Source organism: Naumannella cuiyingiana, assembly GCF_013408305.1.
GTDB lineage: Bacteria > Actinomycetota > Actinomycetes > Propionibacteriales > Propionibacteriaceae > Naumannella > Naumannella cuiyingiana.
The window spans coordinates 3,334,095-3,347,757 of the sequence record NZ_JACBZS010000001.1 but is presented as its reverse complement, the minus strand read 5'-3'; the positions used below and the strand labels follow the sequence as shown (position 1 = coordinate 3,347,757).

Annotated in this window: 15 protein-coding genes and 1 pseudogene; 6 read left to right on the top strand and 10 right to left on the bottom strand. The window is 71.0% G+C overall.

The window, feature by feature from the left end; translation table 11 throughout:
• Position 1: 1 nt before the first annotated feature.
• Together GGQ54_RS15740 and GGQ54_RS15735 are read right to left on the bottom strand one after the other, a co-directional pair.
• Complete coding sequence (locus GGQ54_RS15740; protein ID WP_179446215.1) at positions 2-1,099, bottom strand: class I SAM-dependent RNA methyltransferase; 1,098 nt, start codon at positions 1,097-1,099, stop codon at positions 2-4.
• The gene (locus GGQ54_RS15735) at positions 1,096-3,117 is read right to left on the bottom strand and encodes an amino acid permease (RefSeq protein ID WP_179446214.1); all 2,022 of its coding nucleotides are present in this window, start codon (positions 3,115-3,117) and stop codon (positions 1,096-1,098) included. Before GGQ54_RS15735 ends, GGQ54_RS15740 begins: the two co-directional genes overlap by 4 nt.
• A 99-nt stretch (positions 3,118-3,216) precedes the next feature.
• On the opposite strand from GGQ54_RS15735, the gene GGQ54_RS15730 reads away from it, so the two are divergent.
• Together GGQ54_RS15730 and GGQ54_RS15725 are read left to right on the top strand one after the other, a co-directional pair.
• Complete coding sequence (locus GGQ54_RS15730) at positions 3,217-3,864, top strand: potassium channel family protein (protein ID WP_246293518.1); 648 nt, start codon at positions 3,217-3,219, stop codon at positions 3,862-3,864.
• Positions 3,865-3,919: 55 nt separating this feature from the next.
• Positions 3,920-4,594, top strand: coding sequence for a potassium channel family protein (locus tag GGQ54_RS15725; protein WP_179446212.1), 675 nt, complete (start codon positions 3,920-3,922; stop codon positions 4,592-4,594).
• Between the two features lie 24 nt (positions 4,595-4,618).
• Here the strand turns inward: GGQ54_RS15725 and GGQ54_RS15720 are convergent, their stop codons facing one another.
• From GGQ54_RS15720 to GGQ54_RS15705, 4 genes are read right to left on the bottom strand one after another with little or no spacing between them, the layout of a single operon-like run.
• A complete protein-coding gene (locus GGQ54_RS15720; RefSeq protein ID WP_246292665.1) occupies positions 4,619-5,017 on the bottom strand; it encodes an OB-fold nucleic acid binding domain-containing protein in 399 nt (132 codons plus the stop codon).
• A 31-nt stretch (positions 5,018-5,048) separates the two neighbouring features.
• On the bottom strand, positions 5,049-5,930 hold the full coding sequence (locus tag GGQ54_RS15715) for a DUF3710 domain-containing protein (RefSeq protein WP_179446211.1): 882 nt from the start codon (positions 5,928-5,930) through the stop codon (positions 5,049-5,051).
• The gene (gene dut, locus GGQ54_RS15710; protein ID WP_343045993.1) at positions 5,927-6,415 is read right to left on the bottom strand and encodes a dUTP diphosphatase; all 489 of its coding nucleotides are present in this window, start codon (positions 6,413-6,415) and stop codon (positions 5,927-5,929) included. The genes GGQ54_RS15715 and dut overlap by 4 nt, the downstream gene beginning before the upstream one ends.
• A 9-nt stretch (positions 6,416-6,424) precedes the next feature.
• Positions 6,425-6,952, bottom strand: coding sequence for a DUF3093 family protein (locus GGQ54_RS15705; protein WP_179446210.1), 528 nt, complete (start codon positions 6,950-6,952; stop codon positions 6,425-6,427).
• 111 nt (positions 6,953-7,063) lie between these two features.
• Between GGQ54_RS15705 and GGQ54_RS15700 the strand changes: the two genes are divergently transcribed.
• On the top strand, positions 7,064-7,360 hold the full coding sequence (locus tag GGQ54_RS15700; protein ID WP_179446209.1) for a DUF4235 domain-containing protein: 297 nt from the start codon (positions 7,064-7,066) through the stop codon (positions 7,358-7,360).
• 34 nt (positions 7,361-7,394) lie between these two features.
• On the opposite strand, the gene GGQ54_RS15695 is transcribed toward GGQ54_RS15700, so the two are convergent.
• Positions 7,395-7,964 carry a dihydrofolate reductase family protein gene (locus GGQ54_RS15695; RefSeq protein ID WP_179446208.1) on the bottom strand — a complete coding sequence of 190 codons (570 nt, stop codon included), beginning with the start codon at positions 7,962-7,964 and terminating at the stop codon, positions 7,395-7,397.
• 73 nt (positions 7,965-8,037) lie between these two features.
• Between GGQ54_RS15695 and GGQ54_RS15690 the strand changes: the two genes are divergently transcribed.
• Both GGQ54_RS15690 and GGQ54_RS15685 read left to right on the top strand, forming a co-directional pair.
• Positions 8,038-8,601, top strand: a complete 564-nt coding sequence (locus GGQ54_RS15690; protein WP_179446207.1) for a TetR/AcrR family transcriptional regulator — start codon at positions 8,038-8,040, stop codon at positions 8,599-8,601.
• Between the two features lie 24 nt (positions 8,602-8,625).
• A pseudogene (locus tag GGQ54_RS15685) lies at positions 8,626-8,934 on the top strand (TetR/AcrR family transcriptional regulator); the annotation flags it as partial.
• A 133-nt stretch (positions 8,935-9,067) separates the two neighbouring features.
• Here the strand turns inward: GGQ54_RS15685 and GGQ54_RS15680 are convergent.
• From GGQ54_RS15680 to GGQ54_RS15670, 3 genes are all read right to left on the bottom strand, one after another.
• On the bottom strand, positions 9,068-10,471 hold the full coding sequence (locus tag GGQ54_RS15680) for an HNH endonuclease signature motif containing protein (protein WP_179446206.1): 1,404 nt from the start codon (positions 10,469-10,471) through the stop codon (positions 9,068-9,070).
• Positions 10,472-10,683: 212 nt separating this feature from the next.
• The gene (locus GGQ54_RS15675) at positions 10,684-10,983 is read right to left on the bottom strand and encodes a DUF4193 domain-containing protein (RefSeq protein ID WP_179446205.1); all 300 of its coding nucleotides are present in this window, start codon (positions 10,981-10,983) and stop codon (positions 10,684-10,686) included.
• Between the two features lie 167 nt (positions 10,984-11,150).
• Positions 11,151-12,251 (bottom strand): ferrochelatase, encoded by a 1,101-nt coding sequence (locus GGQ54_RS15670; protein WP_343045992.1) that lies wholly within the window; start codon positions 12,249-12,251, stop codon positions 11,151-11,153.
• On the opposite strand from GGQ54_RS15670, the gene sepH reads away from it, so the two are divergent.
• Positions 12,203-13,630, top strand: a complete 1,428-nt coding sequence (sepH, locus tag GGQ54_RS15665) for a septation protein SepH (RefSeq protein ID WP_218843899.1) — start codon at positions 12,203-12,205, stop codon at positions 13,628-13,630. The two genes, GGQ54_RS15670 and sepH, sit on opposite strands and share 49 nt — an antisense overlap.
• Positions 13,631-13,663: the final 33 nt, after the last annotated feature.

The following is a 13,663-nucleotide window of genomic DNA, read 5'->3' as shown; positions in this document are numbered from 1 at the left end:
ATCAGGCCGGGCCGGGTTCGAGGATGGCGACGGCCTCGATGTGCTGGGTCTGCGGGAACAGGTCGAACGCGCGCAGGCTGCGCACCCGCCAGCCGCCGCCGAGCAGGTAGCCCAGGTCGCGCCCCAGCGCGGCGGGATCGCAGGCCACATAGGCGATCGCGCGCGGCCGGCGGGCCACCGCCCGCTCCAGCACGCGCCGGCCGGCACCCTTGCGTGGCGGGTCGAGCACGACCAGGTCGGTGCGCGCGGGCAGCCGGTCGAGGACCCGTTCCACCGGCCCGGCGCTGAACCGGACACCCTCCAGATCGGCGAGGTTGCGCCGCGCCGCCTCGACGGCGTCGCGTGCGTACTCCACGCCCCACACCCGGACGCCGCGCGCCGCCAGGGCGCCCGCGAACAGGCCCACCCCGCAGTACAGGTCGAACGCCCGCTCCCCCGCGCGGGGTTCCAGTCCTTCCAGCACGGCGGACACCAGCGTGTCAGCCGCGGCCGGGTGCACCTGCCAGAAACCGTCGGCGGCGACCCGCCAGTCGCGCCCCGCGGCGCGCTCCACGACCTCGGCGGGCCCGGTCGGTACGCCGTCGACCATCAGCACCGGGTCGGGCGCGGCGATCCGGCAGCCGCCCTCGGGCAATGGCACCACGTCGTGCGAACGGTGTCGCCGCATCCCGGTCCGGCCGTCATCGTCGGTCACCAGCCCCAGCCGGGTACGCCACCCCCAGCGCGGCTCGACCGCCTCGACCTCGCCGGGCCAGGCGTACCCGCCGAGGCGCTGCAACTGCTCGCGTACCACCGCGGTCTTCCAGGCCACCTGGCCGGCGGCCGAGACATGCTGCAGATCGCAACCGCCGCAGCCGCCCGGCCCGGCCACCGGACAGGCCGGCGAAACACGTTCGGGATCCGCCTCGAGCACCTCCACCGCATCCGCGCGCCAGAACCGGTCGTGGGAATCGTCGGTGATCGCGACCCGGACCAGCTCGCCCGGCAGCGCGTGCCGGACGAAGATCACCCGGCCATCCACCCGGGCGACACAGTGCCCCCCGTGGGCGACCGGGCCCACCCGGACCGGGCCGACGATCTCTCCCGGCGCGGCCGTCATTTCTGGCTGGGATCGTCGTTTCCGACGGTCCCGGTGAGCCGGAACGCCATCGGGTCCTCCCGGGCGAGCCGATCGCGGCGGCCGCTGGAGGACTCCAACTGGTAGGGCACGGAGGTGATCATCACGCCCGGGGTGAAGAGCAGCCGCGCGCGCAGGAAGAAGGCGGTCTGGTTGTGCAGCACCCGCTCCCACCAGCGCCCGACCACGTACTCGGGGATGTAGACGTTCACGACGTCACGAGGGCTCTCGGTCCGGATGCCGTTGACGAAGTTCAGCACCGGATTGACCATCTCGCGGAAGGGCGAGGCGACCACCTTCAGCGGCATCCCCACCCCGGTGGCCTCCCACTCCCGCACCAGCGCCTCGGTCTCGTCCGGGTCGATCGCGACGGTGATCGCCTCCAGCGTGCTGGGCCGAGACGCCTTGGCGAAGGCCAGCGCGCGCATGGTCGGCTTGTGCACCTTGGAGACCAGCACCACGGCGTGCACCCGGCTCGGCAGCAGCCGCTCGTCGTCGCTGGTGATCGCCAGCTCGCGGGCGGTGGCCGCGTAGTGGCGGTTGATCCCCTTCATCATCGCGAAGATCACCAACATGGCGATGATGGCGATGTAGGCGCCGTGGGTGAACTTCGAGATCAGCACCACGACGAGCACGGTGCCGGTGCACACACAGCCGACCAGGCTGATCACCCTCGAACGCATCACGGTGCGTCGCTCGCCCGGGCCGAGGTCACCCCGCAGTTGCCTGTTCCAGTGCCGCACCATCCCGAACTGGCTGAGCGTGAACGACACGAACACCCCGACCACGTAGAGCTGGATCAGCGCGGTGACGCTGGCATTGAAGACGAGTACCAAGACGATGGCCAGCACCGCCAACGCGACGATCCCGTTGCTGTAGGCCAGCCGGTCGCCGCGGGTGTGCAACTGTCGGGGCAGGAACCCGTCGCGGGCCAGGATCGAGCCGAGCACGGGGAATCCGTTGAACGCGGTGTTGGCGGCCAGGAACAAGATCACCATGGTCGCGGCGATGACGAAGTAGAAGGCCGGCCGGAAGTCGGCGAAGATCGCATCGGCGAGTTGGGCGATCGCGGTGTGGGCCTCGAAGTCGATCGGTACGCCGTCGCGCGCGAAGGTCGAGTTGCCGTCCTCGATCAGCTTCAGCCCCGTCAGATTGGCCAGCGTGATCACACCGAGCATCATCGACACCGCGACCAGCCCCAGCAGCCCGAGCGTGGTGGCGGCATTGCGGCTCTTCGGCTTCCGGAATGCGGGCACCCCGTTGGAGATCGCCTCGACACCGGTCAGCGCGGCACAACCCGAGGAGAACGCCCGCATCAACAGCACCGCCATCGCGATGCCGGCGAACGGGACGTAGTCGGGCTCGCCGATCACCTGCAGATCGGTCGTCTCCACCGAGATGTCGTGGCCGAGCGCCAGGATCCGGAACAGGCCGATGCCGACCATGCCCAACACCGCCACCATGAAGGCATAGGTCGGGATCGCGAACAAGGTGCCGGATTCGCGTACCCCGCGCAGGTTGATCGCGGCCAGCACGCCGATCAGCACCGCGGCCAGAATCCCCTCGTGGCCGGCGATCCACGGAAAGATCGCCCGAGCGTTCTGGACGCCGGAAGAAACCGACACCGCGACGGTCAGCACATAGTCGACGAGCAGCGCCGAGGCCACGCCGAGGCCGGCATTCGCGCCGAGATTCTCGGTGGCCACCTCGTAGTCCCCGCCGCCGGAGGGATAGGCGCGGACGTTCTGTCGGTAAGACGTGATCACGATCAGCATCACCGCCGCGACCACGATGGCGACCGGCCAGGAGAAGGCGAAGCCCGCCAGGCCGGCGAGCGAGAGGGTGAGCAGGATCTCGTCCGGGGCGTAGGCCACCGAGCTCAGGGCGTCGGAGGCGAACACCGGCAGCGCGACCCGCTTCGGAAGCAGCGTCTGGTGCAACTGGTCGCTCGGCAGCTTGCGGCCGACCAGGACCCGCTTGCCGACATCGGACAGGTTCACGGGTGGTCACCCTAGACCCGCGCGCCAACATCTCCGATTCGCCGCGGTGGACACGAGACACCGTCCTCGCCCACGATGAACATCGTGCACATCGTCATCATGGGCTGCGGCCGGGTGGGATCCGGACTCGCGCTCGCGCTGGAGAAGCGCGGCCACTCGGTCGCGGTGATCGATCAGAACGTCGACGCCTTCCGCCGGCTCGGCCCCGAGTTCGGCGGCCGGACGGTGAAGGGCGTCGGATTCGACCGGGCCGTGCTCACCCAGGCCGGGATCGAGCAGGCGGACGCGTTCGCGGCGGTGTCCAGCGGAGACAATTCCAACATCCTGTCCGCCCGCGTGGTACGCGAGATCTACGGCGTCGACAATGTCGTCGCCCGGATCTATGACCCCGGGCGCGCCGCCGTCTACGAACGGCTCGGCATCCCGACGGTGGCCACCGTGAAGTGGACGACCGACCAGGTTCTGCGCCGGCTGCTGCCCGAGGGGTCCGAGCCGGTCTGGCGCGACCCCACCGGCGCGGTCCGGCTGATCCAGGTGCACGCGAATCCCGCCTGGGTCGGCCACACGGTCGGCCAGATGGCCGACGCGGCGCGATGCCAACTGCCGTTCCTGCAGCGGATGGGCAGCGCGCTGGTTCCGGAACGGTCGACCCACTTCCAGGACGGCGATCTCGTCTATGCGGCCCTCACCCGGGACCGGGTCGCGGAGGTCGAGTCCGTCCTCGAGGCCGAGCCGCCGCGCGACTGAGGCCGGCGTACCCACAGATGCAGATGATCAGCCCATTCGAGACGAGGACGAGCCGATGCGCGTGACGATTGCCGGGGCCGGGAATGTCGGCCGTTCGATCGCGACCGAGCTGACCGAGAACGGCCATCAGGTGTTGCTGATCGAGAAGGATCCGCATGCCTTCAAGACCGACTCGGTGCCCGGCGCGGAGTGGCTGCTCGCCGACGCCTGCGAGCTGTCCTCGCTGGAGGAGGCCGGGCTGGAGTCCTGCGACGTGTCCATCGCGGCGACCGGGGACGACAAGGCCAATCTGGTGCACGCGCTGCTGGCCAAGACCGAGTTCAGCGTGCCGCGGACGGTCGGCCGGGTGAACCATCCCCGCAACGAGTGGATGTTCGACGACGAGTGGGGCGTGGACGTCGCCGTTTCCACGCCCCGGCTGATGTCGGCGCTGGTCGAGGAGGCGGTGGCGGTCGGCGACCTGGTCCGGTTGCTGACCTTCCGTCAGTCCAATACCGATCTGGTCGAGATGACCCTGCCGGCCGACAGCCCCTGTATCGGGCGACGGGTTGGCGACCTGGAGTGGCCGGCGGACGCGGTCCTCGTCGCCGTCATCCGCGACGGACGAGCGATGGCCCCCGAGCGCGAGGGTGCGCTCGAGGGCGGTGACGAGTTGTTGTTCGTCACGGCCCAGGAGGACGAGAGCGCCCTGGCCCGCATGCTGGCCCCGAAGCTCGGCGACATCGACTGAACGGCGCCGGGCCGGTACGCCGGCTCAGTTCGGGGTGCTGATGATCTCGTAGCTCGGGTTGTACAGCACCCGGCCGGTCTGCTGGCAGCTCACCCGACCGGTGACCCGGAGCACGGTGCCGGCCTCGATCCCGCGGATCTCGCGGCGGCCCATCCAGACCAGTCGGGCCTGGCCCGAGCCGTCGTCGAGATCGGCGACCAGCCGTGGCGTACCGCCTGCCGGCGCGAGCGTCAGGCAGGACACCGTCCCGGTGAGGACGACCTCCTGACGGTCGGTGCAGTCGGCGACCGGCGTCGCGCCGTCGCGCGCGGCAGCCTCGCGACGGTCCTGGGCGACCAACTCGTCGTTGGAGGATGTGAAGCGGCGCAGCGCCCGGGTCAGCGGATTCCCGGAGCGACGCCTGGACGTGGTTTCAGCATTCATGACAGCGGCCTCCTCGGGCCGACGGTGGTGATCAACCTGCGGGTTGGTCGGCGGGCGGACCCATCCCTTCCGGGATCGTCATCAACAAGACCTCACCGGAGCGTTGCGGTCCGTCGCCGCGGCGGACCACGACATCGCGGAAGGCGTCGTAGAACGGCAGCACCGGGTCCTCCTCGAGCGCTTCGCTGAGCGCGGCTTCTCCATAGAGTACTCCGCGCAGGGCCCAGCGCGGCCCCTGTGCCATCCAGGTCCGGGTGGGCTGGACGGCGTCCTGACCGTCCGGGCCCTTGGCCGGCATCAGCCGGCGTACCTCGGTGCCGAACGGACCTTCCACCAGCGTCACCTGACCGCCGGCCTGCTCCGTCTCGGCGATCAACTGGGTGCGGGTGTCGGCCCACAGGCCGCCGCTGCGGGGGGCTGCGAAGACGGTCAGGTCCAGGGCGGAATTGCCCGAGACCAGCATCGCCGAGACGATGCGCCGGGTGCCTTCGACGACGTTGAGGCGCAGTTCGGCGCCTTCGAACGGGGTGATGATCAAGGAGCCGAGGTCGAGCCGGCTGACCTCGTCGTCCTCCAGATCGACCTCGGTGATGTCGAAGGGTCCCTCATCGCGGAACTCGCCGCGATCCAGCGTGGCCCACTCGTCCTCGTCGTGCTCGCGGTCGACCGGCTCCTCGTCCGGGTCGGCCTCGCTCTCGTCGGCCTCGGTGTCGTCGGCCTCGGTGTCGTCGGCCTCGGTGTCGTCGGCATCGGTGTCGTCGGCATCGGTGTCGTCGGCCTCGGTGTCCGCATCGGTATCGGTGTCGGTGTCGTCACGCTGATCGACGTCGTCACCTTCCGCCTCGGTGGTCACCGACTCGTCGTCGGCGACCTCCTCGGCTTCTTCCCTGCGCTTCTTGCGGCCAAAGATCATGAACCCTCCCGGTTCTTCTCTACCCATGTGGCGACCCCGCCGGTGGAGCCGTAGCCGCCGGCCCCGCGCTCGGAGTCGGCCAACTCCTCGGTGATCACGAACTCCGCCCGGCCGACCCGTTGCACGACCAGTTGGGCGATCCGGTCCCCGCGGGCAATCGTGATCGGTTCGGTCCGATCGGTGTTCAGCAGACAGACCTTGATCTCGCCCCGGTAGCCGGCGTCGATCGTGCCCGGGGTGTTCACCACCGACAGCCCGTGGCGGGCCGCGAGACCTGAGCGGGGATGGACGAACCCGGCCCATCCCGGCGGGATCGCGAGAGCAATCCCGGTGCCCACCAGCCGACGCTCCCCCGGCGCCAGTTCGACATCTTCGACCGTGACGAGATCGGCGCCGGCATCCAGCGGGCGCGCATAGTCCGGGACCATGGCGATCGGGTCGAGCAGCCGGATCCCGACCCTGACGACTTCCTCCGCGGGTGACACGTGGCCACCCTAGCCACTGGCGGGCGTACCGATCGAACCGTCCGGTCGGGCCGGATCGGATGCCGGTCGCGGCGTACCGGCTGCGGGCCGGGCGGCGCGGATGGCGCTCGCCAACCGGCCGGCGTCGCGGGTGCCGATCAGCCAGTACGGGTGCGGATCGGCGGGGTCCCGTACGGGCAGCTCGACCGCCTCGGGCAGCCAGGGCCGCGTCACCAGCCAGGCCCGCACGGCCGCCCGGGGCCCGAGCCGCTCGCGGGCCGCGGCCCGGTCGAGCGCGATCGGCTCGTCGGCGTAGGACCATTCGAGCAACGAGCGCCCGGCGCGCACCCCGGCGTCGTCGACCGTCACCCGGCGCGCACCCCAGCCGCCGAGAGCGAGGGCGATCGGTACGCCGGTGAGCACGGCGCCGGCAAGGCCGGCCCACCAGGGCAGGTACGCCCCGATCGCGATCACCAGCGTCGCCCAGAGCGCCGCGGCGACCAGCCACCACCAGATGGGCGCCCACTGACGCTCGGTGTACGGCCCGGTGGGTTCCACACTCGTCCTCTCCGGCGCTACCCCTAGGATGAAACTGCGCGACACGATACGCCGGTCCGCGCGACCGCAGCCAATGCGCGATTGCGCCCGGCACACGAGCGAAGGAGACCCATGGAACCGTCCAAGGCGATCTTGTGGAAGATCTACGCCGGCCTGCTGGGCGCCGCCACTACCTTCGTGGCGCAGAAGGCGGTCAGTGGCGCGTGGAAGGCGGTCACCGGCGACGAACCGCCGTCGCCCAGCGATCCCGATGCCCCGCTCGGCCAAGCCGTCATCTGGGCGCTGTCGAGCGCGATCGGCATCGGTGTCACCCAGTTGTTGATCAATCGGTTCACGGCCCGGCGCTGGCGCGCCGCGATGGGCGACGACAACCCGCCCCAGGTCGGCCGGATCCGGCTGAACATCTGACAGCGGGCCCCTTCACCTGCCACCGGCACCGGCCTCACTGATCCGCCGGGGTGTATGTCACGAGCACGATGCCGCCCGCGAGCGGTTCGGCGCTGGACACGTGCCAGGTACGCCGAACCGTGGAGCGGAACAGGGGCATGCCGCTGCCCAGGGTGATCGGGTTGACCTTGAGCTGAATCTCATCGATCTCGTCGAGAAGTTGGCCGGCGACGTCGCTGCCACCGCAGAGCCAGATGTCGTCGCCCGCATCGCGCTTGAGCCGGGAAACCTGGGTGCCGAGGTCGCCGGACAGCGCCTCGACGGTGGGGTCCTCGGGGAGGGCGTGATGGGTCACCACCAACTGACGCAGGTGCGGGTAGGCGCTGGTGAGCCCGGCCTGCAGTGCTGGCTCATGGGTGCTGCGCCCCAGGATCACGGTGTCGAAGCGGCGAGCCGATCCCGTCACCCCCAGTGGGCCGCGAAGATGCTGGGGACATGTCTCGGGATACCGGGAGAACAGGTCATCCAGGGTTTCCTGGCAGACCGGGAAGGCCGAGGTGTCCCCGGTCGAGTCGGCGATGTAGCCGTCGATGCTGGTGGCGATGTAGTAGACGAGTTTTCTCATGGGACTCCAATCACAACGGATGTTGTGGTTGAGTTAATCACAACACCCGTACTGGTTGCCCTAGGTTTGTGCCATGGTCGCCAATCCCGCCCGACGCTCGCAGCTTGCCCAGGCCGCGGTAGCAATCCTGGGCAGCGAGGGCCCACGCGCACTGACCCACCGTGCCGTGGACAGGAAGGCCGAACTCCCTCCGGGCACCTGCGCAAACTACTTCCCCAGCAAGGCCGAGTTGCTGCTGGCCATGACGCAACGGGTCTTCGAGTTGCTCGCACCCGATCCGGACAGGCTTGATCAACTCGCAGACCTCCCGGCCGCAGAAGCACCAGCCCGGTACGCCGAATACGTCACCGAGCGTCTCCTCGAGCACCCCTACGTGGCGGCGGCCCTGATCGAACTACGACTGGAAGCCACCCGCTCCGACGACGTTCGAGCGGTACTGGAGCCCGTCCTGCATCAAGGCTTCGCGACGGATGTGGCGTTCCACCGGGCTCGCGGGCTGCCCGGCGGCCGCGAGCAAGTGCTGTGGCTTCACCACCTGGTCAACGGTGCAGTGCTGGACGCCATCACCATTCCCGTGCACCCCGGGTCGAAGGTCGGCGAGGTCGTGGCCCGAGCCGCCAGCAAGCTCACGGCCTGAACCGGACCCCCCGCGACACCAGCCCGGTACGCCGAATACGTCACCGAGCGTCTCCTCGAGCACCCCTACGTGGCCGCGGCCCTGATCGAACTACGACTGGAAGCCACCCGCTCCGACGACGTTCGAGCGGTACTGGAGCCCGTCCTGCATCAAGGCTTCGCGACGGATGTGGCATTCCACCGGGCTCGCGGGCTGCCCGGCGGCCGCGAGCAAGTGCTGTGGCTTCACCACCTGGTCAACGGTGCCGTGCTGGACGCCATCACCATTCCCGTGCACCCCGGGTCGAAGGTCGGCGAGGTCGTGGCCCGAGCCGCCAGCAAGCTCACGGCCTGAACCGGACCCCCCGCGACACGACCGACATCTCCGACCAGCGCAGCGATCCACCGAGATGTGTTCGGGCACGACGACGGGCCGCGGGGGCGGCTGGGGTTGTTGATCACTGAAGAACGCGCCGAGATGCTGCCGATCAGCCGTCGGGCCCGGGTGGTGGCAGGTCCGGCCGCGACTGTGGTGGTTGTCCGGGGTGGGTGCCGCTGGGGTCGCGGGTGAGGGTCCAGCCGTGGGGGCTGGTCCAGGTGTAGCTGCCGTCGGGGTTGCGATGGTAGGTCCAGCCGGTGTGGGTTTTCAGTCGGTGGTGTCGGCGGCACAGGGGTGCGAGGTTGTCGGTGTGGGTGGGGCCGTTCGGCCAGGGGGTGATGTGGTCGATGTCGGCGCGGTGGCTGTTCTTGGCACACCACGGGAATACGCAGGTCGGGTCGCGCAGGAGGACGTGTTCGCGGATCCGGTCGGGGACCTGGTAGCGCTCGGAGCTGACGGGCTGGTTGAGGTCGATCACGGGTTTCACGATCACCCGGGTGCCGGGCGCGCGGCACCAGTGGCGGACCTGCTCGGCCGTGACCGGGGAGTTGGTGGTGCCGAGCCGCCCGAGTGGCCCGAACGGCCCGGCGCTGTCGTGGTGGGCGACGGTGTCGCAGTCGACGGTGGTGTCGTGGTGGGCGGTCAGGTGGGCGTAGATGGTGAGGGTTCGTGGTGCCGGGCCCGCAGCTTCCGGATCCGGGCCGGTCGAGTTCTGGCTGGTGCTGTCGGGCGCGGGTTCGGGCTGTGCGGGGTCGAGGGGCGGTTGTCGGCGGGCCAGGTCGCCCAGGGCCCGGGCTCGGCGGGCCTGTAGCGGCGCATCCGAGCCCCACGCGGTCAGCGCCTGCGCGCCGGCGGCGAGGGCGGATTCGAGGGCGAGCCCGTCGGGCAGCTCGAGGGTGCCGGTCAGGTGGGCGCGGCCATCCACGCTGGTGGTGTCGCACTCGACCTGCACGAACAGATCCGCCTCCCCGACGCCGTCATCCGGATCAGCGACACCGTCACCCGAAGGCTCGCCATGGATGGCGACGGCGGTCGCGATCAGCCGGGCGAGCTGGGTGGGCCCGATCCGTCCGGCGACGGCGGCGACCTGCCGGTCCACACACCCCGCGCCCGCGCGCGAGAGTCCGCGAGTGGCCTCCGCCACGGTCCGGGCCCGCCACGCCGGCACCCGCAACGCCTGCACGCCCGCCCACAACATCGGCAGCCGGAACCGCAACTCCAGGGCGTCGCCGATCAGCCGCTGCCCAGCCTCGGTCGTGATCCCGAGCACGGCGGCGAACTCGGCGATGCAGGCCGGATCCACCCCCGGCGCGCCGTCTCCGGCCAACGTGATCAGCGTGTCCTCACCCCGCGACCACAAGGTCGCGGGCTGATCATCCAGATCCGGGTGCAGGATCGCCCACTCCACCGCCGCGACCAGGATCTCCGCCTCCGCCCGCAACTGATCTTGCCGCAGACCTGCAGCAACGCCGAGCAACTCACCCGCCGTCACCACGCCTGTGCCCCGATCCATGACACCCACCCTAGAGACCGGGTCTGACAATCCCGGACCACCGAGAACCCGTTGTCCACAACGCATTCCGCGTGCCCCGCGCAGCGTCCCCGGATCCGGAACCAGCACTCCGGAAGCCGGGTCAGGCCCCACCCCGGCCAGCCGGGTACGCAAGAGCCGGGCGCCCGCGATGCGGTGCCCGGCTCCTCCTGCGTGATCAGATCCGCGCGTGCTCAGCCTGCGCAGTCGACGCAGTAGGCCATCCCGTTCTTCTCCTCGGCGAGCTGGCTGCGGTGGCGGACCAGGAAGCAGCTCGCACAGGTGAACTCGTCGGACTGGCGCGGCAGCACCCGGACCGTCAGCTCCTCGTGCGACAGGTCGGCGCCCGGCAGCTCGAACGACTCGGCCGCCTCGACCTCGTCCTCGTCGACCTTGCCGGAGTTCTTGTCGTTGCGGCGGTTCTTGAGCTCCTCGATCGAGTCCTCGCTCATCTCCTCGTCGCTCTTGCGCGGTGCGTCGTAGTCGGTCGCCATGACCTCTCCTCTCGCGAGTTCTCGTCCCGGACAGTGGCCCCTTCGGCCGCTGCGGGCGATGGTCCCAACGCACCGGACCCGCGGGCTATTCCGCCGAAAGCGGGACATGTGTACCACAACCGGACCCGGCAGGACAGCCGGGCCGGTCCGGGCGTTGCGCGGCCCGATCAGATCGCCGGGGTGCCCGGGTGCCGCAGGTTGACGCAACAGCTCTCCGGGCAGACCACCCGGCCGGCCTCGGCCCCCTCGATGACCGCCGGTTCGACGGCCTCGCCGCGCGCCAGGGCGGCCCGCTCGAGCGCGATGTCGGCGAGCGCCGCGACGAATGCCGGGTCGGTGCCGGCGGTGGCGGCCCGGGCGAACTCCAGGCCCAGGTCGTCGGCCGTGGCCGCCGCCTCGTGGTCCAGGTCGTAGACGACCTCCATGTGGTCGGAGACGAAGCCGATCGGGGCGACGACGACGGCGCGCACCCCGTCGGCCGCGAGCTTGGCCAACTGATCGTTGATGTCGGGCTCCAGCCAGGGCTGCTGCGGGGGGCCGGAGCGGGAGCAGTACGCGAGGTCCCAGCCCACGCCGGGCGCCGCTTCGGCGGCGACGGCTCCGGCCACCGCGCGGTGCCAAGCCACATACCCGCCCTCCGCTGGCCGCGGCTGCGGCCCGGCCGCGCGGGCCATCGCATCCGGGATGGAGTGCGTGACGAAGAGCAGCCGGGTCGCCTCGGGCGGTGTCGCGATGCCCGCCAGCGCCCGGCGTACCGCCGCGACGTTCGCGGCCACGAAACCGGGATGGGTCGCATAGTTGCGCACCCGCTCGACGATCAGCGCGTCGCCGGCGGCCGCTGCGAGATTCTCCCGGTACTGCCGGCACGACGACCACGACGGGTACGCCGAGGTGGTGACGGCCAACACCCGCCGGTGCCCGTCGCGGGCCAGCGCCGGCAACACGTCGTCCAACAGCGGATGCCAGTTGCGGTTCCCGAGCACGACGGGCAGGGCGCTCCCCCGGCCGGCCAGCTCGCTGCGCAGCGCCGTCAGCAGTTCGTCGGTGCGGGCATTGATCGGGCTGCGGCCGCCGAACAGGGCGTAGTGTTCGCCGACCTCGGCCAGCCGCTCGTCCGGGATCCCGCGGCCGGCCGTGACCCGCCGCAGGAAGGGCAGCACATCGTCGGGACCGTCCGGGCCGCCGAAGGAGACCAGGACGACGGCGTCGTAGGGGGCGAGTGGATCGGCGGTGGGCGAATCGGGAGCGGGCGACAAAGCTTCGGACACCCGGCCATCCTGACACGGCACACCGCCCGCCTCCCCCGCGCAGCCAGCCGAGCCCGGTACGTTGGGACTCTGACCGGTCCGGCTCACCGGCCCGGCCCCGCAGACCCGGTCCGGCCCGCAGGCGTCGGCCGCACGACCCACGGAGGGACACGAGGGTGGAGATCGGACTTACCCCCCGCGAGATCCAGTCGCGGATCCGCGCGGGTGCGTCCCTCGAGGAAGTGGCCGAGGCCGCCGGGGCACCCTCCGACAAGATTCGCGGGTTCGCCGCTCCGGTGCTGGCCGAGCGTGAGCACGTCGCCGCGCTGGCACTTGCCGCCCCCGTCCGGCGGCGCGGCGAAGGCTCGGCCCACCGCACCCTGAACGTGGCGGTGACGGACAAGCTCGGCAGCCGCGGGGTGCGGGCCGAGCAGATCGACTGGGACGCCTGGCGGCGCGAGGACCGCCGCTGGACGCTGGTCGCGCGCTACGAGTTGGGCGCTGCGCCGCGGGAGGCGGTCTTCTACTTCAATCAGCAGAATCGGTTCTCGGTCCCGGCCAACGACGATGCCCGCTGGCTGACCGGCGAGCTGTCCGCGCTGCCCGGCGCCCCCGACGATCCGACCGAGCCCACGGTCGACCTGAACGACGAGCTGGCCCTCGTCCGCGCCCTGCGCGAACCCGAGTCCGACGATCCGGTACGCCTGCCCGGCGACGACGCCGATCCGCCGCCGGTGCGGCTGCTGCACCCGCCCGCCGGCGACGAGGCCGACGAGCCCACCCGGCGGATCGAGTTGGGCCCGGAGGCGGGCCCACCGGCGCCGCCCGACCTGCCGCTCCCGCGCAGCCAGCCGACGCCCCAGGACATCGGCCAGGAGATCGAGGCCGAGCTCGCCAATTACGACAACGGGCCGGCCACCGGCGGCCTCGACCTGCTCTACGACTTTCTCGACCGGCCGGGCGACCGGCAGGACTATGCCGGGCTGGCGCCCGAGGAACCCGAGCAGCCGTCCCTGGACTTCGACGCCGGGCCGGACGAGCCGGTTCGAGATGAGCCTGCCCAGGACGAGCCCGCCCAGGACGAGCCCGCCCAGGATGAGCCGGTTCAGGACGAGCCGGTTCAGGACAAGCGGGTGCAGGACAAGCCCGTTCAGGACAAGCCGGAACCGGACGGACCCGAGCACCGCGACCCGACCGGTGGCGACGACGCCGCCCCGTCGGACACGGCCCGGGACACGTCGGGCAAGCCCACGCCCGAGAAGACCCCGACGGAGGCGTCCGACGAGGCGGCCGAGGAGACCGTGCGCGTCCCGCGTACCCGCAAGAAGCGCAGCAAGCGCGCCGCCGTGCCGAGCTGGGACGAGATCATGTTCGGCGGCCCGGGCAACGACGAAGAATGAACCTGCGGTCGCCGATCGGGCGACCGCGACAAG

Excerpts from the sequence above, each read along its gene's own strand:
- GGQ54_RS15715 (WP_179446211.1), bottom strand. The coding sequence starts at position 5,930 with ATGATCTTTGGCCGCAAGAAGCGCAGGGAAGAAGCCGAGGAGGTCGCC.
- GGQ54_RS15675 (WP_179446205.1), bottom strand. The coding sequence starts at position 10,983 with ATGGCGACCGACTACGACGCACCGCGCAAGAGCGACGAGGAGATGAGC.
- GGQ54_RS15720 (WP_246292665.1), bottom strand. The coding sequence starts at position 5,017 with ATGAATGCTGAAACCACGTCCAGGCGTCGCTCCGGGAATCCGCTGACC.
- GGQ54_RS15695 (WP_179446208.1), bottom strand. The coding sequence starts at position 7,964 with ATGAGAAAACTCGTCTACTACATCGCCACCAGCATCGACGGCTACATC.
- GGQ54_RS15700 (WP_179446209.1), top strand. The coding sequence starts at position 7,064 with ATGGAACCGTCCAAGGCGATCTTGTGGAAGATCTACGCCGGCCTGCTG.
- GGQ54_RS15740 (WP_179446215.1), bottom strand. The coding sequence starts at position 1,099 with ATGACGGCCGCGCCGGGAGAGATCGTCGGCCCGGTCCGGGTGGGCCCG.
- GGQ54_RS15680 (WP_179446206.1), bottom strand. The coding sequence starts at position 10,471 with ATGGATCGGGGCACAGGCGTGGTGACGGCGGGTGAGTTGCTCGGCGTT.
- GGQ54_RS15690 (WP_179446207.1), top strand. The coding sequence starts at position 8,038 with ATGGTCGCCAATCCCGCCCGACGCTCGCAGCTTGCCCAGGCCGCGGTA.
- GGQ54_RS15730 (WP_246293518.1), top strand. The coding sequence starts at position 3,217 with ATGGGCTGCGGCCGGGTGGGATCCGGACTCGCGCTCGCGCTGGAGAAG.
- GGQ54_RS15725 (WP_179446212.1), top strand. The coding sequence starts at position 3,920 with ATGCGCGTGACGATTGCCGGGGCCGGGAATGTCGGCCGTTCGATCGCG.